This window comes from Flavobacterium sp. NRK F10, from assembly GCF_024054235.1.
Lineage (GTDB): Bacteria > Bacteroidota > Bacteroidia > Flavobacteriales > Flavobacteriaceae > Flavobacterium > Flavobacterium sediminis.
Window position 1 is genome coordinate 2,049,064 of record NZ_JAMXLC010000001.1, and the last position, 19,783, is coordinate 2,068,846.

Here is a 19,783-nt window from a genome sequence, read left to right on the forward strand (position 1 = left end):
GAAAATAAATTAAATAAAAGAGAAAAGGAGAGAGATAAAAGATTACCTTTACTCCCAATTAAAATTAATTCAATGAACATTTTTGTAGGAAGCCTTCCTTATAACGTAGAGGAAGCAGATTTAAGAGAGTATTTTGAGGAATACGGTGAAGTAACTTCAGCTAAACTGATAACGGATAAATTTACCGGAAGAAGTAAAGGTTTTGGCTTCATTGAAATGCCTGATGATGAAGCGGCACAAAAAGCAATTGACGAGCTTAATGGTGCTAAGATTGACGGTCGTTCAATTGTGGTAAACAAATCAGAACCGAAACCGCAAGGAGAAAGAAAACCTTTCAATAGAAATGGTGGTGGAAACAGAGGAGGTTTTTCGAACTCAAGAGACAACAATAGAGGACGTTACTAATATTCTTTTGGATACAATAAAATAAAAATCCCGCATTTAGCGGGATTTTTTATGGATTGGCTAAAGTTTTATATAAAGAGATCCCGGCGTTGAGATAGGAAATTTCTAAATTGATTTCAGCTATTTTGGCGGAAACCAATGAGTTTTCTCTGGAATTGATCACAAATAAGGAGCTTTCGCCCATTTCAAACAGGCGTTCTTCTCCGTCTAACATGTGTTGGTAATCGTTCACCAAAGAGGTATTTATTTCCATTTGATCTTGTAAGGATAAGATTTCTTGCTTTCCGGCTTCGATCTTATTGCTAATGTTCAGTTTTTCAAAATCTAAGGTGTATTGGTAATCCTGGAGCTTTATTTTTGCCAGTTTTAAATTAGCACGCTCTTTTCGCAAGAACAATGGAAAATAAAAATTAACGCCGAATTTATAATCTTCAAAGCGATAATTATCAAAAGCACTGGGCTCTGATAGGTAGTTATAGCTCAGATTGATTTTGGGTAACAAGCTATTAGCGTTGAGATTTTTATCTATCTTTTGAATAGCAATTTTTTGTTGAAGGGCGTTTAATTTCGGATGATTTTCTGAAGAAAGATTGTTAAGATCGGCTAAATTCAGCGTTTGTAAGATCGTTGATTTCAGGTTCTCTTCGGGATATAGGTTATCATTGATTTCCAACGGAATGTTGTCTTCAGACCATAAATAATTGGATAGTTCTAATTTGGCTTTATTAAGCTTTAATTTAGCTTTTTCCAGATTCAATCGTCTCGATTTGACTAAAATACCAGCTTCTACGCTGTCTATTTTTGATTTGTCGCCTAAGTGAACTGATTTTATAATACCTTCATGGCGAATCAGAGCATTGTCCAGATAATTTTCATAGAGCTTTACTTCGCTATAGCTTCTTTTCCAGTTAAAATAACTTTTTGAAGCTGCAACGATTACTTCTGTAATCATTATTTTTCGTTCCGATTCGTTAACGCTTTGGTATAACTTTGCTTTTTTCAGATCGACCATTCGTTCATTGATCCATAAACCTTGCCCCACCGGAACGCTAATTCCCAGTGAAGTTAATCCCTGATTAGGAACGGTATTTTCAGGATTCAGATAAATTCCTTCGTTATTGTCAAAGGCAGCTTTGATCTCTATGCCATACCAGGTAGGAATTTTAAAACTTCCGTTGAAGAGCGAATAGTATTTTTTGTCGCTGTATTCTTTTTGGGTGAAATCGGATTCGATTTTAGGATCAAATGCACCACGGGCTTTTAGTAATTTAGCCTGAGCTTCTGTTATTTTCAGATCGGCTTGTTTGGTCAGAGGATGAAATTTTTTAACATAAGCTAAAAATTCTTCATAGGTAAATTCATCATTGATCTGTTGACTAAAGGAAGTCAAACTAAACAAACTGATTATAAGATAGGTTATATGCTTCATATAAGTTCCTTATTTTTTATCCGTTTTGCCTTTTGCAGCGTTAGGTTGGTAAAAATTAGGCGGAAATCCGTTGAGTGTCCTCCAGATTTCAAACCAGATAGGAACGTCTTCTAATAGCGCTAAGGTTTGTGTTCCGGCTCCGATGCTCAATTCTTTCGGCCACGGCTTTTCGTTGGGATCAGGAGCAATTAAAACGCGGTATTTGCCGTTTTCACTGATGAAATTCTCTTTGGCAACAATGACACCGCCAAAGGTTCCGTAAGAAACTCCGGGCCATCCGCTGAAAACGATAGTTGGCCATCCGTCGAACCAAACGCGTACTTTTTCTCCTTTGTTGATTAGCGGAAAGTTCAGCGGGTCGACATAGGTTTCTACGGCGATTTCAAAATTAGACGGCATGATACTTACAATAGGTGTACCGTCTTTAATGGTTTCTCCGATACCTGATTGTAATGCGCGATTTACATAACCGTCCTGAGGGGCAGTAATATAGTATAACCCGTTTCGGATTTTGTAATTGGTGTACTGATTGCGCAACTTGTTCACTTGAGCTTCTGTGTCAAATTGTGCACTCAAAGCGGTTTGTTTGTCGCTGCTGGCTTTGGCTCTTTTTTCGGTGTATTCTGCCATAATACGGTTAATTTCCATGGTGGCATTTAAGACTTCATTTTGGCTTGCCAGATATTTATTTTCCTGTGTAATAATTTTGGCTTCCATGTCTTGAAGTTTTACCTTTTTTTCCTCTACATACGTCATGGGTTTTAACCCTTCTTTGTTCAGGCTTACAGCACGGTTGTATTGTGTTTCTGCTATTTTAAGCTGTGTAATGACAGCTTGTAGGTCTATACTGTCGCTTTTAACCTTTAAATAGGATTGTTTAAGTTTGTTTTGTGCTTGTTTCAGTTTCAGACCTTTTTCGTTTTCAATGGCGTTCATCTGAAGGTTCAAAGCTTTAACTTTTTCTTCATATGAATCAACGGCATTTTCTTTTGCCTTTACCTGATTTCCGGTGTTCTCCACTAGATCAGGATCTAGGTAATCTTCTTTGATCTCAGAGATAAAGAGGATCGTATCGCCTTTCTTAACAAAATCACCTTCCTGTACATACCATTTTTCAATTCGGCCGGCAATAACAGTATGAATGGTTTGTGGACGTTGGTTAGGACGCAATGTAGTAACAAATCCGTTGCCGGAAATATTCTGTGTCCATGGTAAAAACAAGAATAAAATAATGACGATAACAATTCCCCATACAATTTTTTTGATGACGTTGTAATGAGGGTTGTCGGCAAATATTTGCGTTGATTTGTATTTTTTTAAATCAATGTATTGGCTTATTTTATTGTCGGTTATATTTAGCATCGTACTTATTTTATGAGTTGAATTACACCGTTTTCAAGATTGTAATGTTTGTTGCATTTTTGTTTCCAATAGTCATTTTTAGAAACCACAACAATAGTCCAGGTCTTATCTTCGGCAGTTAAGAAATCAATGATTTCTTTTGCCGATTGTGTGTCAACGTTTTCTAAAGGTTCTTCCAGATACAAAATTTTAGGAGTTGAAATAATACAACGAGCTAAGAGTATTTTTTGAATAATGGAAGAGTTCATCTTTTTTCCTTCGGAATGAACTTTTGTGTCCAGGCCATCGGGTAATGATTTGATGTATTTACTTAATTTCAGCTTTTCCATCAGTTCATTGATCTGGTTGATAGGGAAATCCGGGTTGTTACAACTGATGTTCTCTAAGATGGTTCCTTCAAATAATTTGTCGTTTACGGTAATAACTCCTATATGAGAGCGGTAATCGTCAATGGAATATTTGTTATAATTGTTGTTGTTGATAAATACAGTTCCGTTTGCAGGTTCCAGCAGCCGGCTTAGTAAACGAAGCAGCGTTGTTTTGCCGGAACCGTTTTCTCCGGTAATCAATATTTTGTCTTTAGGAGCAATGCGGATGTTGATGTTTTTAAGGACTTCAGTTTCTCCGTCAGGGAATTTATAACTTAAGTTCTCTGTTTCTAAGAAAATATCTTCATTTCCTATCTGGTAGTTTTTGTTTGTATCACAGGTTTCAATTTCCATGTCCACAACTTTTCCTATTTTTTCCAAAGAAGTCAGTACATCATAAAACAATTCTAAGCCGGAGAATAATTTCTCAACAGCAGTGATAATGGTTAAAATAATGATTTCAGCCGCAACAAATTGTCCGATGTTCATTTGTTGGTTCAGTACTAAGATCCCTCCTATGATTAAAAGACCGGCTGTGATCAAGACTTTAAAGCCTGTTAGCTGAATGAATTGTTTTCTGAGGATTTCAAAGTGACTTTCGCGGTGTGAGATGTACTCGTTTACTAACGCATCATTCTTATCTAATGAAAAATCAAATAAGCGTTCGTTTTTAAAGCTCAAATGGTTTCGGGCAATTTCCTGTAGCCAATGAGCCACTTTGTATTTATAATTGGATTCTTCCAAACTGGTTTTTAAGCCTTGGTTGAAATTTACTTTGAAAATAAAATAAAGTAAGATCAATAAAATAATCCCGAAGAAAATAAAGAAGGAATGGTATAAGGATAACAAAATGATCCCGAAAAAGATCTGTAAAGCAGCACCTGAGATGTCTAATAATAATTTCGAAAAACCTTTTTGTACCGTTAGTGTATCAAAGAATCGGTTGGCTAATTCAGGCGGAGAATAGTTATATAGTTTATTGAATTTAATTTTCGGAAAGCGATACGCAAATTCAAATGAGGAACGCACGAATATTTTTTGTTGAAGGTCTTCAATGATGCGGTATTGCATAATGCGCAAAATACCTACCATGGCAACACCGATGACTACAATAGTAACTAAAACAACCCAAGAAGTGCTGATCTTTCCGGCTTGCAGGAAGTTGACAATAGATTGAATACCTAAAGGCAGGGAAAGACTGATTACCCCTGCAAGGATAGAGTAGAGGATGATTTGGTAAATGTCTTTTTTGTCGATCTGTATTAGGTTCTTAAATCGTTGTATGGGCGTCATAATAATACTTTTTTGATAAGATCTTTGTAAAAATCGGTTAGGCAATTACTTTCAGAAAGACTGGTAATGCTTTGAAAGTGGTCTTTTAAGAAGTTTTGGTGCAAAGCTCCCTGTACAATAGATGAAGCTAAGCTTTTACTGTATTTGTATGTTGGGTTTACACTTTCGATCATCAGGTGAATCCGGTTAATGACCCTTTTGTAGACTACAAAAAAGCCATCTTCGTTTTCTTCGTCGACCTCTTTGGTTAAAAATGTTTTGGTGAATTCGGCAATAATGATTTTGTTTAAAATGTATTCATCAATGTGAGCGATCGAATCATCTTTTTGCACATTACGAGTAATGATCTCAAGAGCTTTATTGAGTTTTTTTTCAGGGTTTTCGATGTTGTTTGTTGCTAAGACCAGATTGTATTCAACCCAGGACCAGTACCAGGAAGATAAATAAACCAGAAGCTTGTGTTTGTTCTCAAAATAGCGATAGATTGAACTTTCATTGGACTGGATTCGCTCTCCTAGTTTTTTAAAAGTAAATGCATCAAAACCGATCTCATTAATCAGTAAAATACTTTGTCCTACTATCTTTCTCCCTAATTCAGAAGTTTCGGGATCTTTAAGATATAGTTTCTCGTTAATAGTAATTTTTACATTTTCTATAATAGAATGCATATAGTATACTTATTTAGCATAGATATACAAATATAATAGTAATACTATTAACTATTAAAAGTTTAACTTTTAATTAATAAAAATATAAAAATTAAAAAAGCGCCCTAAGGCGCTTAAATTATGAATGTAATAATGAATGTTGTGTCATGGCATCAGGCTTAGGAATGCCCATTAGCTCCAGAATTGTAGGTGCTATATCACCCAGAACTCCGTTGTGAATTTCTTGTAACTCCGGATCAATTAAAATTAACGGAACCGGATTCGTTGTGTGTGCCGTATTAGGTGTACCATCCGGATTGATCATGGTTTCACAATTTCCGTGATCAGCGATTAAAAGAGTTGTGTAGCCATTAGCTAAAGCAGCTTCGATAACTTCTTTTACACATTGGTCAACAGCTTCGCAGGCTTTTATAGCGGCTTCCATTACACCGGTGTGTCCTACCATATCGCCATTGGCAAAATTTAAACAGACAAAATCAACTTCTCCTTTTTGTAATTCAGGAACCAAAGCGTCTTTCAGTTCGTAAGCACTCATTTCCGGTTTTAGATCATAAGTAGCCACTTTAGGTGAGTTTTTTAAAATACGGCTTTCTCCTTCAAAAGGTTCTTCTCGCCCTCCTGAAAAGAAAAAGGTTACATGCGGATACTTTTCAGTTTCTGCAATACGGATCTGTTTTTTACCGGCTTTAGAAACCACTTCTCCTAAAGTTTCTGTAATATTTTCTTTGTCGTAAATAACATGAACATTAACGAAAGTTTCATCATAGTTGGTCATGGTCACATAGTACAAATTGAGTTTGTGCATGTTTTGCTCATGGAAATCCTTTTGCGATAAAGCTTCGGTTAATTCACGACCTCTGTCGGTTCTGAAGTTAAAAAAGATAACGACATCCCCTTCTTTGACGGTAGCAACAGGCTCGTTATTTTTATCCACCATGACGATTGGCTTAATGAATTCGTCGGTTACATTATTCAGGTAGCTTTCTGCTATACTTGCTACGGCATTTCTTGATTTTTCGCCTTCACCGTTTACAATCAGGTCATAAGCTAATTTAACTCTTTCCCAACGTTTGTCACGATCCATAGCATAGTAACGCCCGATGACGGAAGCTAATTTTGCATTGTTGTGTTGTGTGAAGTTTTCAAAACTTTCTACATATTGGATTCCTGACTTAGGGTCAACATCTCTACCGTCAGTAAAAGCGTGAACAAACATTTTTTTAACACCTTTTGCCTGTGCGGCATCAATCAAGCCTCTCAAATGTGAAGTGTGTGAGTGAACACCTCCGTCCGAAAGTAATCCTAAAAAATGAATTGGTTTATCATGAGTCAAAGCATATTCAATAGCATCGTTTAATGCTTTTTCATTTGCCATAGTTTGGTTTTGTACGGCTAAATTGATCTTAGCTAAATCCTGATATACGATCCTTCCGGCTCCTAAATTCATGTGACCCACTTCAGAATTTCCCATCTGTCCTTCCGGTAATCCTACATTTAATCCGTCGGTTCTCAATTGGGCATTCGGGTATTGTGTGTAAAGGCTGTCAATAAAAGGGGTTTCAGCGTTGTCAATAGCAGAAACTTTCGGGTCGGGTGATTTTCCCCAACCGTCTAATATCATTAAAATAACTTTTTTGTTCATGGATTCGGTAATTTATACAAAGATAGCGAAATGTTGAGGATTGCTTAATTTTTAGTACCAAAAAGTGCGAAATCGTTATAGGAGATTCAGGCTTTGCTGAACCAGTTTTTTGCCTGATTGTAATCAATGTAATAACGAATGCTGATTGAAAAAATATGCTGTAAATTATCTTTTAGGATTCCGGATAGATTGTTGCCAAAATTTTTATCGATGTCTCTGCTGAAAGCATTGGCATTATTTCGGTAAAGTATGGAAAGCTGACTGCCGGGAGCAAACCACCAAGAATACGACAAATCCATATTCCATGTGCTGAAATTAGAGTTCTTATTTGCAGTGTAAGAACTATTTTCTGTTAGGGTTCCGTCTTCATTCAGGCTGTAGATATTTTTGTTTTCAGCATAGGACCAATAATGTCTTACGGAAAGTGCAAAATTCATATTAGGTTTAATGGAATATTTACTGGTGATGGAATTGGTATAGGTGTCCCGATCTCTTTTGGCTAAATAAATAGCAGTTTCATCTGAATCTATATAACCTACATTTTTTTGTTGTTTGTAGATATCAAAAGAATAGATGAATGAAAATTTATCACTGAAACGATAGCGCGGACTGATGGTTATGCCGTATTCATTTCGGTTTTTTTCAGAAGTATTAGTGAAATAAGGATTGATATCAAGTGCAAATTTGTAATTATAGTTAGAAGAAAAATATACCCATGCACCATAACTGTCCGGCAAAACTAAATAACGACCGTCTGTTCTCGGTTCGTAGTAATCATAATTCTTAAAAGGATTGTAGTCGAGACCTCCTCCAAAATAGTGATTGTTTTTGTTTGTTGTACTTACATTGATATTAAAATTGTTTGATTGGATCTTTCCCGTCGTGTTATTGTACTGCATATAAGAGTTGAGGTCAACCCGGAAAGTGTTAAATGTTTTATTTGGGTTTAAAATTCTGTAATTAGCATTGCCGGACCAGGAAGTGTAATTAGTCTGGAAGTTTATTCCTAGGTCATTGTTATCGAAATCTTTTGAAACATAATTAATGCCGGATGAAAAGCGTACTTTTCCGCTTGTTTCGCCTAAATATAATGAGGTGTTATAGCCGTTTGTGTTTTCAAGCTCATAAAGACTACTCATTTTAAGATCTCCGGAAAGATTGAATGTGTTCTTTTTTGTATTCAAGTCAAATAAAAGTCCCAGAACATTAGCATCTCTGAAAGAACCGTTACGCATAACATTCGTATTGATCAGGGTAACAGATGAATTTTTGTTGAAGCGTTGGTCTAAAACCGTAACATTATAATTGGTTAACGGGGCAATTTCAACCTCTCGGGAGGTACCTGTTGTCTCGTTATAAGCAGTAGCCATAGTTTTTTCGGTAACAGCATTCAGGAACCCGATGCCCAGGCCATTTTTATCCCGTCCGGAAATCTTAACGGCATTTAATAAATTCACTGAGGCCGGATATTGGTCAATTGTTTCGTTTTCGTCTAATGTTATGCTAAGGTTAGGAACGGATCCGATTCTTCTGCTATAGAGTAAATTACCTTTACTGAATAGATCAGTACCTTCTGTGAAAAAAGGGCGATTTTCATTGAATTGCTGTTCAAACGGGCCTAGATTCAGGACAACATTATCATATTTGGTTTGTCCGAAATCCGGGATCAGAATAGCATCAAGCGTGAAAGCATCATTGATTCCGTATTTGATATCTAAGCCTCCTTTAAATTCAAAATCAGTATTTTCTTTATTGGTGCTCAAGTAACCTGAGGTATAAGGGATAAAGAACAAACGGGTAGGTGTTTTTATATTAGAAATGCCTTTGAGTAGTCCGGCTTGTTGTATGACAGCTCCGATTTGCGAATTGACGAAGTTCCAAGTGTAGGTCTGGCGGTAACGTTTCAGTTCCCTCACAAAGTTGATTCCCCAAGTTTGTTTTTCTTCAGCTGAAAATCGCAAGGCAGCATACGGGATTTTCATCTCTACTGTCCATCCGGAATCGGTTATTTTAGCAGCACTTTCCCAGATTGCGTTCCAGGAATAGTCTTCTCCGTTTTGTTCTGTAGCTAAACAGTCAGCCTGTCCGCCGGCAGCGGTAACAAAAAAGCGAAAATCCTGCTGTCCGTCGTTATATCCGTTGATATAAACGCCAAAGGAATCAGAAGTTCCGAAATTATCCCGTTCCGTGATTTCTTTTAAAATTTTATCAGGTTCGTCATCGTGTAAAACAGCACCAATGTATATGGCGTTATTATCATAAAGGATCTTAACGATCGTTTTTTTAGTTTGATCTATGGGTTTTCCGTTATCAGGAGAGTACATTACAAAATTAGTAGCGGTTTCGGCATTTTCCCATTCTTTTTCGTTTAAATGGCCATCGATAGAAATGGAAGAACTGATCTTTCGGGTTTGAAGCGTTTTTTTTCTTATTTCTTCTGGATTATCTTGGGAAAGAGCAGAAAAAGAACATAGAAAATATAATAATATGTTGAATTTTAAGTTATTAAGCATGAAGTTTGTTTTTTCAAAAATACGATAATGAAAAAATAAGTTGAAAAAATTATTAATTCTTTAACTTTTGTAGTAAATATCGATAAAAAGCAATTTTTTTCGATGAATAACAAAAAAAAGTTGCAAGAGAGAAAATAAATAAATAGATTTGGAAACATATTAATCGAAAATAACTGCTACGAATACAATGACTTATAAATTTTTGCCCCTACTAGTTTTAAGCTTAATGTCGTTTGCTCCCGTTTTCAGAGAAAAAGGAGTTTTAGAGAATAGAGTTACAATTGTTGACGCTTCTGATAATGGTACTGATCCCAAATTAGTAGCGGAAAATAAAAAAGCTTCTTTTGAGGCTAAATGTAAATCTTTTTACACTTCGATTGATAGTACTTCTTATGAGTTGCCGCAATACGAAAGCTTTACAAAAGCTTTTGAAGGTTATGAGCAATTGAAAAATCAAGGAAAAATAAAAAATGAATATTTGACTATCGTCGATTTTAGCCTGTCGTCAAAAGAAGATAGAATGTGGGTTATTGATATGGTAAACAAAAAAGTGGTTTTACAAACGTTAGTGGCACATGGTAGAAATTCAGGAGAAGATATGGCAACTAAGTTTTCAAATCAATCAGAATCTTATCAAAGCAGTTTAGGTTTTTATATTACAGGGGAAACTTATCAGGGAAAACACGGTTTGTCATTGCGTTTGGACGGAGTAGAATACGGAATAAATGACAATGCCCGCGACAGAGCAGTAGTAATTCACGGAGCAGATTATGTTTCAGAGTCTTTTGTGAAGTCTTATGGAAGGTTAGGAAGAAGCCAAGGTTGTCCGGCGGTTTCTTATGAGGTGCACGATAAATTGATTGAATTGATCAAGGATAAATCGTGTTTGTTCATCTACCATCCTTCCAGAAATTATGTAGTAAAATCAAAATTAGTTTCGTAATAGTTCAAATAATTTTTTGTCGTAATCGTACATATCATTACAGAAATAAAGTTGATTGCTTTTTGACCAATTTGTCCAGTACAGGAAAAACACATTAACAGTAGAATTTAAGTTGACAATTCTACTGTTTTTTTTGCTTAAAATAGAGTCGATCTCAGTCCTGTTCCATTTCTTAGCATCTTCTTTCTTTAAAATCATTTCAGCAAGATCCAAAGGCTTTTCAATTCGTACACACCCCGAACTCAAGGCTCTGGTCTCTCTTGAGAAATAATCCCTGTGATTGGTATCATGTAGATATACCAGATGGCGGTTGGGGAAATTAAATTTCACTAATCCTAAAGAATTGTTGTAACCGGATGTTTGTACATATCTAAAGGTTTTGGCTTTTTCAGGATTCCAGTCAGAAGGCGCTATAACTTCTCCGCTTTTATTAAAGATAGTAATCCTGTTTCGTTCAAAATATTCTCTATTTTTTGAGGCTGAAGGCGTCAGATCTTCTTTTATAATAGTCGGAGGAACCGTCCAAGTAGGGTTAAATACAAAGTTTGAAAGTTTAGAGGTTAAGACCGGAGTTTTACGTGATGGTTTTCCGACTACAATATTGTGTACTGAGATTGTATCTTTGTTTACGATATAGTAGATCTTATATTCCGGTAAATTAGCGATTAGATAATCACTGCCAAAATCATCAGGAAACCATTTCCAGCGTTCTAAATTAGCAAAAATCTGTTCTCTTCGTTCGTTCTTAGAATAGTTAAGAGCCTTAATAGTGCCGTTGCCTATTACTCCGTCTGGAATTAGTCCGTGACGGTTTTGAAATTTTTTTACGGCTAAATAAGTAATTGAATCATAGACCGCAGTGATGATGCTGTCTTTGGGTTTGTAGTCATTCCAATACGCCAATCTTTTTTTGATGTTGATCATAACGTCAATAGTATCGTTTAATTCAATTTTTTTAGCCAATTGAATCTTTTTAAAGTCAGTGTCAGGAAAAGCATTTAAAAGGACTAAGCTTTTTTTAATAGTACTGTAAACGTAATGTTGCGGTTTCAGAGAATCGAAAAGTTGAGAGACTTGTTTTTCCATAATAGCTTTCTCTAATCTTTTAGATAATGCAATTTTTTTCGGGTTCAGATCCCAGTCATCATATATTTTTTTCGGATTTAATTTACCGCCATGTAAATGATGCGCTAATTTTTCAAACATTTCTGTGAGTAGAAAATCGTATGCGATACTCTCGTCATCATTCAGTTCAGAATGTTTTTTTTCTAATTCAGAAAGTTTTGCGAATTCATAATCCTTAGAAAACAAACCATCCTTGCCACAATTCTCAATTTCGGACAGCAATGCTTTTCTGTTAATGCTGTTATACCAGATCTCTTTGTTTCGGAATAAATGATAATACAATCGAATAGAGTCACTTTTGTGTTCTAAAAGTGTTTCAGGAATCGGTCTTGCAATCTCTTCCGTTTCTTGATCTTTCAGTAAAGCATCATCTTCTGAAGTTGCTAAAGTGTTATTCTTGTTACAACTCAGGACTATAAATACAGAAACGTATAAAAAGTAATTTTTTAGCGGCATATACTATTTTAGTTTTTTAAACATTGCGCAGAGAGCACCTATAATTCTTAATCTCAAAACACGTGCCCAAAATTACACAATTTAATTTTTTGTAAAAATCTACTGCGTTTTTTTGTACTGGATGAAATGAGGCAATATTAAACTCAGTCGATTTTTTACCCCTCCTTCTATTACTAAAGATTCTAAACCTTGTTTTTGGTTGCGTGATGAAATTCTATTTAGCACTTTATTTGTAAAGCGCTCTAGTCGAATAGTAGTAGGCTTGTTACCGTTTAAAAAATGACAAATACTGAAAGTTTTTCCTTTAATAAGAACTTCGTGGCGAATAGAGGATATCTCTTTTGTAGAAAAAACGTTTACTACAATCATGATCTAAGGTGTTAAAAATTAAAATATTGGGTTTTGGAAGGGGTAAATTCGGAAAGGCTTTTTAAAGGTAATGTAAATTTTTTCAAAAAAAAATTTGCAAATCAATTATCTTTTGAAGTATATTTGCAGCCACAAATGCGGGAGTAGCTCAGTTGGTAGAGCGTCAGCCTTCCAAGCTGAATGTCGCGAGTTCGAACCTCGTCTCCCGCTCTTAAGTTTTACTGAATTAATAATTTTTTGCGGGAGTAGCTCAGTTGGTAGAGCGTCAGCCTTCCAAGCTGAATGTCGCGAGTTCGAACCTCGTCTCCCGCTCAAAGAAAGCCCTTTTTTACAAGGGCTTTTTTTATGTCAATAAAGTATTGATTTCAGTTTCAGGATCTACTTCAATTGCCGGACGATTGGTTGTAAACCAACGGGCTTTTAAATTTCCTTTTAAAATAATTTTGTCTCCTTTAACGTTTAGCCAGCTCCCTTCCCGTAGACCGATTACAGGTTGGGGATTAAACTGATGAAACTCATTGATGCGAGTTTCCCGGGTTTCGCCCATGTGGGTAGAATTTGTGTCCGGATCCAGATAATGTGGATTGATATTAAAAGGAACCATGCCTAATGTTCTGAAGCTTGGAGGGTATACAATGGGCATGTCGTTAGTGGTTCCCATCGTTAAGCCACAAATGTTACTGCCTGCACTAGTACCTAAATAGGGCGTTCCGGTTTTTAGTTTTTCTTCTAATGTATCAATGACTTTAGTACGATACAGTTCACTTACTAATAAAAAAGTATTGCCGCCACCGGTAAAAATCCCTTCAGCTTTTTGAATGCCTTCAATCGGGTTGGTAAACTCGTGTAGTCCTATTATTTTCTTGCCTATTGTGTTAAAAGCTTGTCTTGCTTTTTCCGTATAGGCATCGTGTGAAATACCTCCCGGGCGGGCGTAAGGAATAAAAACGATGGTTTCTGTCGAGGCAAAATGATTTTTGAGTTCAGGCAATAAATAGTCTAAATAATCTCCTTGATGTAAAGTGGAGGTACTTGCTATGATTAGATTCCTCATTTTTTAATTTTTTTCAAAATTACGATTTTGTTTAACATAAGTTTATCAAGTTCTTAGGAATTAATTGGCAGGGGGGCTTGGTATCTTTACCCTTGAAAAACAAATAAATGAGACAAAAAATACTTTTACTTCTTTTTTTAGTCCAATTTTCTTTTGCGCAACACAATTTTATTCTGAAGGGAAAAATAGTGTCACAGTCCTATCAATTGGAAGGCATTAATGTTGTAAATCAGACTCAGGATATTGGTGTGGCTACCCAACGTGGCGGATATTTTACAATAGAAGCAAAAGTGAATGATACCATTATTTTCAGTGCAATTAATTTGAGAGGAACGATGCACGTCGTAACAGAGGAAGATCAAACGAAAGAGTTGCTGTTTGTTCCGATGGAAGCGCTGGTTAATCAATTGAACGAAGTGGTGTTGACGGAATATAAGAGTATTACCACAGAATCTTTAGGGATAATTCCGAAAGGAATGAGGTCGTATACACCTGCTGAACGAAAATTGAAACAGGCAACAGGGGGAGATAATCAGTACGGGCTTAATTCCAGTGTTTCATTTGATGCGATTTTAAACGGAATATCAGGGCGAACGAGGATGCTGAAGAAGGAGTTAGAGGTTGAGAAAAGAGAAATGCTGCTGGAAAATGTAAAGTTGGATTACTCAGAAGAATATTTGACTAAAAACCTGAATATTCCGGGAGAACTGGTAGAGGGGTTCTTGTATTATCTGATAGAAGATAGGGAATTTGTAGCTGCTTATCGTTCAGATAATAAGACTATGTGTGAGTTTGTTCTTAACAAAGTAGCATCTCGATTTTTGGAACTTCAAAAAATAAAAAAATGATAAAACTACTACTCAAATTAACATTACTAATTTTTACATCTGTTTTTAGTTTACAAGCTCAGGAAAAAGAGCGAAAAGTCTTGAAAGGCAGAATTGTTTCTGATTCAACAGATGTTGAAAATGTTACGGTTATGAATAAGACAACAGGCTTAGCCGTTATGACCGATTTTGATGGGAAGTTTTCGATTAGAGCAAGAGAAAAAGATACGCTTTTGTTCAAAGCGGTTAGTTTTGTGTCTAAAGTTTACATTGTTACAGAAAGTGATTTTTGGGTAGAAGAATTTGAAATTCGATTGCATTATAAAATTAATGAATTAAATGAAGTTGTAGTAACGCCTTATAGTTTAACAGGTGATCTGAAGGAAGATACAAAGCGGATCAAAGTTTATGCACCGGATTTAAGCGGGATCGATTATGCTACACTTGTTTTTTCAGATGATAAATATAGTCCTGTGAAAAATGAGGCATTGCCTTCTACATTCAGCCCGTTGAGTGGTGTTAATTTTTTGGCTCTTTTCAATATGTTACTTCCGAACGCTAAGAAAAAAGATACCAGAGCTGAGAGGATGGAGAGAGGCCGAAGGAGAGAGTTGTTGTCTCATTCTTTTTACGACTTGTTGCTGAGTAGGTATTCGCAAAATTTTATAGTTCAGAATTTTAAAATACCACAAAATGAAATTAACTTGTTCGTTGCTTTTGCCCAACCGGATAATGAGAAAATGTTTCATTTGATGAAGCCTGAGAACGAAATACAATTGATAGAGTATCTGATCAAAAAATCAGAAGAATACAAACGTAACAAAACGGAAGAAAAAGCTACTAATACAGAATATGAAAAAAAATAGAATAGCACTCACTTTTTTTTGTGCAGTTCTGGCATTGTTGTCATTTAGAGGTTTGCACAAATTTTATGTGTCAGTAACGCAAGTTGATTATAACCAAACGAAAGGAAGAATCGAAATATCGTCCCGGATCTTTATTGATGATCTGGAAAAAGTATTGGATAAAAAGTACAATCAAAAGTTAAATTTGGCGACCCGACAAGAGTCGTCTAAAGCAAAAGAATTAATAGCACAATACGTAACTGAAAAGATGTCGGTTTTAGTGAATCACAAAGAAAAGAAACTCATTTTTTTAGGTTCCGAATATGAAGATGATGTGTTAATTTGCTATCTTAAAGTGGATTATTCTGAAAAAATAACTACTTTCGACCTTTATAACAGTTTGTTGACAGAGTTCTTTTCAGAACAGCAAAATATTGTACATACCAATATTAATAAAGTGAAAAAAAGCTTTTTGTTAACATTAAGCGATAAAACAGCCCATATAGAATATTAATTTTTAAAAGATGAAAAAGAATTTTTTATTTTCAGCTGCTTTAGTTTTTATGGCCTCGATTGCTATAGCACAGGAAACTAAAACAGAGGAAAACAGAAAACCCGGACATTACAACGAAAACAAGTTTCGTCAAATGTACGAAGAGATGGCTACCCCTAATATGTTCAGAACAGCATCAGGAGCTCCGGGGCCAGCTTATTATCAGCAAAAGGCTGATTACAAAATAAATGTGGAATTAGATGATAAGAACACGAAGCTTTTCGGTACAGAAACAATTACGTATCATAATAATTCGCCTGAAAATTTAGAATATTTATGGGTGCAGTTAGATCAGAATATGCGTGCTCCGGAATCAAAAACACCATTGGTGGAAAGCCAAAGAATGAGTCCGGCATTAACTCCTGACCGATTTGCAAAGCAATTTATGGAAGAGCCTTTTCAGGGAGGTTTTCATATCGATTATGTAAAAGATGCTAAAGGAAATGCAATGAGTTATACCATCAATCAAACGATGATGCGTATTAATCTGGCTCAGCCTTTAAAATCAGGAGATAAAATTTCATTTGCTATCAAATGGTGGTATAATATTAACAATTATCAGGTTGACGGAGGGCGTTCAGGTTATGAGCAGTTTGAGGACGGTAACCGCTTGTATGTAATTGCACAATTCTACCCGAGAATGGCTGTCTATAATGATGTGGAAGGTTGGCAAAATATGCAGTTTTGGGGAAGAGGAGAATTTGCGTTACCATTCGGAGATTTTGAAGTAAATATCACCGTTCCGGCAGATCATATCATGGAAGCAACTGGAGAGTTACAAAACCGCAAAGATGTATTCACTAAGGAACAACAAAATCGTTGGGAGTTAGCGCAAAAGACATACGATAAGCCTGTAGTGATTGTAACACAAGCAGAAGCAGAACAAACGGAAAAAGGTTTTTCCGATAAAAAGAAAACGTGGAAATTTAAAGCTAAAAGCGTTCGTGATTTCGGGTTCTCAACATCCAGAAAATTTATTTTAGATGCAATGGCAGTAAAGTTGGAAACAACAACCCCTATGGCAATTTCGCTATATCCTAAAGAAGCGAATCCGCTTTGGGGAGAATATTCGACAAGAGCTGTGGCACATACCTTAAAAACATATTCTCATTTTACATTTGATTTTCCGTATCCGAAAGCCGTATCCGTATCTGCTCAGGATCAGGGAATGGAATATCCGATGATCTGTTGGAATTTCGGACGTCCTGATAAAGACGGAAACTATACTGATAGAGTAAAATACGGAATGTTAGGAGTAATTATCCATGAAGTAGGACACAATTTCTTTCCGATGATCGTTAATTCGGATGAGAGACAATGGACATGGATGGACGAAGGATTGAATACCTTTGTGGAGTATTTAACCGAGAAATCGTTCGACCCTAATTTTCCTTTAGACAGAGGACCGGCTGATAAAATTGTACCTTATATGAGAGGAAATCAGGATTTTATTTCTCCGATCATGTCAAACTCTGAAAACATTTTTCAATTCGGGAATAATGCTTACGGTAAACCGGCAACAGGTTTAAACATCTTGAGAGAAACAATCATGGGACACGAGTTGTTTGACTATGCTTTTAAAACCTATGCAAACCGTTGGAAGTTCAAACACCCGACACCGGAAGATTTCTTCAGAACAATGGAAGACGCATCAGCAGTTGATTTGGATTGGTTCTGGAGAGGATGGTTCTATTCTACAGATTATGTAGATTTAGGAGTTAAGGATGTAAAACAATATTATGTTTCATTAGAGCCTACAGAGGAGATGAAAAACTTTGCGGCACGTAGAGGAAGATTTTTACGTGATATGGGGCCTTTTATTTATTTGGTAGACGAAACGAATAAAGAATTTAATCCGGCAACAAAAAAACCGTTTGAGGTTAAAGATGTTCAGATGTTAGAGGATTATTTAGATAAGAACCTTACAACTGAGGAGAAAGCAGCTTTGAACAAAGCACCGAAATATTTTTATGAAGTCGAATTTGAAAAACCGGGAGGAATGATCATGCCGATTATCGCAGAATTGCATTTTGAAGACGGATCAACGGAGTTGCATACCTTTCCGGCACAGATTTGGAGAAGAAACAATGAAACGGCAAAAAGAGTTTTTGCAACAGATAAAAAAATTGTAAAAATCCAATTAGACCCGAATTTAGAAACTGCAGATATAGATGTTTCAAACAACATGTGGCCAAAAGAAGAGTTGCCGTCTAAATTTGATGAATTAGATAAAAAATAATCTTTTGTTTTTAAAAATATAAAAGTCATCCTAAAGTCTTTTTACGTTTTGTAAATCCTTTAGGATGACTTTTTTTTAACACAAAATTGTTATTTATTCTTTGTACATTTGTTCTATTAAAAAGAAAAGAAAATGTTTGGAATTGGTGGAAGCGAGCTTATTTTTATCATATTTGTGGTATTAATGCTTTTCGGATCAGATAAGATCCCAGAATTTGCCCGTTCCTTAGGTAAGGGAATGGCGCAAATTAAAAATGCAACCAATGAGATCAAAAGCGAAATTCAGAAAGGAACCAAAGATACCGGTTTAGATATGAATTCGCTGACAGGAGGTATTACAGATGAAATAAAAAAAGCAAAAGAAGAAATTAATAAATCCGTTAACCCGTTAAGCAATATTACTTCAGATATTGAAAAACCTATTCAGCAGGCAAAAGAAGATATTGAGAATATGACCGGGCCGATAAAAAGACAACTCTAATTGGAACATATCCTTTCTCTTGACAAAGAATTATTCGTTTACCTAAATGGATTAGGTTCAGAAGCATTTGATCCTTTCTGGAAGATCATAACCAAACAATTTTACTGGGCACCCGTTTTCTTGTTGATTTTTTATGCGATGCAAAGAAAAGTAGGTTGGAAAAATCTGGGGATTATTGTTTTGTTTCTGGCAGTACTGATTACTTTTACTGACCAAACCACCAATTTGTTCAAGAATCATTTTCAACGCTTACGTCCCTGCAACGATCCCGAAATAAAAGATTTTATCCGAATCGTAGTCCATAGGAGTTCTTATAGTTTCTTTTCAGGACATGCAGCAAGTTCAATGTCGAGTACCATGTTCATTGTTCTTATTCTTAGAAAATATTATAAATACGCCTTTTTATTATTCTTATTTCCGTTAATATTTGCCTACAGTCGCATCTATTTAGGATTGCATTTTCCGGGAGATATCCTGACAGGATATGTTTTCGGAGGTCTTTCTGGTGCAGTATTTTTTAAGTTGCACCAATTGTTTCAAAAACGAACAGGTGATCGTTTTAAACTACCCGACTAACAGTTAAGCCGTCACGAATAGGAAGTAAAACTGTTTCTACCCGAGGGTCTTCTTTCAGTAGTTTGTTGTATTCTAAAAGAATAAGAGTAGATTTGTCATTAGACTTTATTTCGTCAAGAATTTTACCGCTCCACAAAACATTGTCGCTGAGAATAATACCGCCTTTGTTCATCATAGGTACAATGGCATGGAAGTAATTGATGTAGTTCTGCTTGTCGGCATCAATGAAAACCAGATCAAATTTTTTATTTAGCGAAGGAATGATATCCAGTGCATTTCCTAAATGTTGGAAGATTTGATCTTTGTATTCCGAAGCATCAAAATATTTTTTTTGAAAATCATACAATTCTTCATTGTTATCAATAGTATCCAACGTTCCGTTCTTAGCCAACCCTTCGGCGAGACAAAGCGTAGCATAACCGGTATAAGTTCCTATTTCTAAAATGTGTTCAGGTTGAATGATCTTAGAAAGCATGCTCAATACTCTACCCTGAAAATGCCCGCTGATCATTCGCGGTTGCAAGATCTTCTGATGTGTTTCTTTATTGAGCTTTGCTAATAACTCCGGTTCATTTTCTGAATGCTTTGCTACGTAATGTTCTAATTCTTCCGAAATAAAGTGCATGTTCCGATGAT

General features: G+C 35.8%; 17 protein-coding genes and 2 tRNA genes. 10 read left to right on the plus strand and 9 right to left on the minus strand.

Annotation, left to right across the window (positions count from 1 at the left end; translation table 11 throughout):
• Window positions 1-72: 72 nt before the first annotated feature.
• Entirely contained in the window at window positions 73-405 is a 333-nt protein-coding gene (locus NHF50_RS09325) for an RNA-binding protein (RefSeq protein WP_109569421.1), read from the plus strand.
• Between the two features lie 49 nt (window positions 406-454).
• Here NHF50_RS09325 and NHF50_RS09330 read toward each other — a convergent pair whose 3' ends face one another.
• From NHF50_RS09330 to NHF50_RS09355, 6 genes are all read right to left on the minus strand, one after another.
• Window positions 455-1,834 (minus strand): TolC family protein, encoded by a 1,380-nt coding sequence (locus NHF50_RS09330; protein ID WP_252776008.1) that lies wholly within the window; start codon window positions 1,832-1,834, stop codon window positions 455-457.
• 9 nt (window positions 1,835-1,843) lie between these two features.
• Window positions 1,844-3,196, minus strand: coding sequence for an HlyD family secretion protein (locus NHF50_RS09335; RefSeq protein WP_252776010.1), 1,353 nt, complete (start codon window positions 3,194-3,196; stop codon window positions 1,844-1,846).
• A 5-nt stretch (window positions 3,197-3,201) separates the two neighbouring features.
• Window positions 3,202-4,857: a peptidase domain-containing ABC transporter gene (locus tag NHF50_RS09340; RefSeq protein ID WP_109569424.1), complete on the minus strand. Its 1,656-nt coding sequence runs from the start codon at window positions 4,855-4,857 to the stop codon at window positions 3,202-3,204.
• Window positions 4,854-5,525, minus strand: a complete 672-nt coding sequence (locus tag NHF50_RS09345) for a TetR/AcrR family transcriptional regulator (RefSeq protein WP_109569425.1) — start codon at window positions 5,523-5,525, stop codon at window positions 4,854-4,856. Before NHF50_RS09345 ends, NHF50_RS09340 begins: the two co-directional genes overlap by 4 nt.
• Window positions 5,526-5,643: 118 nt before the next feature.
• Complete coding sequence (gpmI, locus tag NHF50_RS09350) at window positions 5,644-7,167, minus strand: 2,3-bisphosphoglycerate-independent phosphoglycerate mutase (protein WP_252776012.1); 1,524 nt, start codon at window positions 7,165-7,167, stop codon at window positions 5,644-5,646.
• An 86-nt stretch (window positions 7,168-7,253) separates the two neighbouring features.
• Window positions 7,254-9,680, minus strand: coding sequence for a DUF5916 domain-containing protein (locus tag NHF50_RS09355; protein ID WP_252776013.1), 2,427 nt, complete (start codon window positions 9,678-9,680; stop codon window positions 7,254-7,256).
• Window positions 9,681-9,867: 187 nt separating this feature from the next.
• On the opposite strand from NHF50_RS09355, the gene NHF50_RS09360 reads away from it, so the two are divergent.
• Window positions 9,868-10,623, plus strand: coding sequence for a murein L,D-transpeptidase catalytic domain family protein (locus NHF50_RS09360; RefSeq protein WP_109569428.1), 756 nt, complete (start codon window positions 9,868-9,870; stop codon window positions 10,621-10,623).
• Here the strand turns inward: NHF50_RS09360 and NHF50_RS09365 are convergent.
• A complete protein-coding gene (locus NHF50_RS09365; protein ID WP_252776014.1) occupies window positions 10,612-12,204 on the minus strand; it encodes a murein L,D-transpeptidase in 1,593 nt (530 codons plus the stop codon). The genes NHF50_RS09360 and NHF50_RS09365 overlap by 12 nt on opposite strands.
• Window positions 12,205-12,710: 506 nt before the next feature.
• Here NHF50_RS09365 and NHF50_RS09370 point away from each other — a divergent pair.
• A tRNA-Gly gene (locus NHF50_RS09370) sits at window positions 12,711-12,783 on the plus strand.
• Between the two features lie 29 nt (window positions 12,784-12,812).
• Window positions 12,813-12,885, plus strand: a tRNA-Gly gene (locus NHF50_RS09375).
• Window positions 12,886-12,916: 31 nt separating this feature from the next.
• Here NHF50_RS09375 and pepE read toward each other — a convergent pair.
• On the minus strand, window positions 12,917-13,627 hold the full coding sequence (gene pepE / locus NHF50_RS09380) for a dipeptidase PepE (RefSeq protein WP_252776016.1): 711 nt from the start codon (window positions 13,625-13,627) through the stop codon (window positions 12,917-12,919).
• A gap of 107 nt (window positions 13,628-13,734) precedes the next feature.
• Between pepE and NHF50_RS09385 the strand changes: the two genes are divergently transcribed.
• From NHF50_RS09385 to NHF50_RS09410, 6 genes are all read left to right on the plus strand, one after another.
• Window positions 13,735-14,475, plus strand: a complete 741-nt coding sequence (locus tag NHF50_RS09385) for a hypothetical protein (protein WP_109569432.1) — start codon at window positions 13,735-13,737, stop codon at window positions 14,473-14,475.
• Window positions 14,472-15,320, plus strand: coding sequence for a carboxypeptidase-like regulatory domain-containing protein (locus tag NHF50_RS09390; RefSeq protein ID WP_252776017.1), 849 nt, complete (start codon window positions 14,472-14,474; stop codon window positions 15,318-15,320). The genes NHF50_RS09385 and NHF50_RS09390 overlap by 4 nt, the downstream gene beginning before the upstream one ends.
• The gene (locus NHF50_RS09395) at window positions 15,307-15,813 is read left to right on the plus strand and encodes a DUF6702 family protein (RefSeq protein ID WP_146193425.1); all 507 of its coding nucleotides are present in this window, start codon (window positions 15,307-15,309) and stop codon (window positions 15,811-15,813) included. The genes NHF50_RS09390 and NHF50_RS09395 overlap by 14 nt, the downstream gene beginning before the upstream one ends.
• A 10-nt stretch (window positions 15,814-15,823) precedes the next feature.
• On the plus strand, window positions 15,824-18,091 hold the full coding sequence (locus tag NHF50_RS09400; RefSeq protein WP_252776020.1) for a M1 family metallopeptidase: 2,268 nt from the start codon (window positions 15,824-15,826) through the stop codon (window positions 18,089-18,091).
• 132 nt (window positions 18,092-18,223) lie between these two features.
• Window positions 18,224-18,571: a twin-arginine translocase TatA/TatE family subunit gene (locus NHF50_RS09405; protein WP_109569436.1), complete on the plus strand. Its 348-nt coding sequence runs from the start codon at window positions 18,224-18,226 to the stop codon at window positions 18,569-18,571.
• A complete protein-coding gene (locus NHF50_RS09410) occupies window positions 18,572-19,147 on the plus strand; it encodes a phosphatase PAP2 family protein (RefSeq protein ID WP_252776023.1) in 576 nt (191 codons plus the stop codon). It begins immediately after the preceding gene.
• Here the strand turns inward: NHF50_RS09410 and NHF50_RS09415 are convergent.
• A complete protein-coding gene (locus tag NHF50_RS09415) occupies window positions 19,131-19,772 on the minus strand; it encodes an O-methyltransferase (RefSeq protein ID WP_109569438.1) in 642 nt (213 codons plus the stop codon). The genes NHF50_RS09410 and NHF50_RS09415 overlap by 17 nt on opposite strands.
• Between the last annotated feature and the right edge of the window lie 11 nt (window positions 19,773-19,783).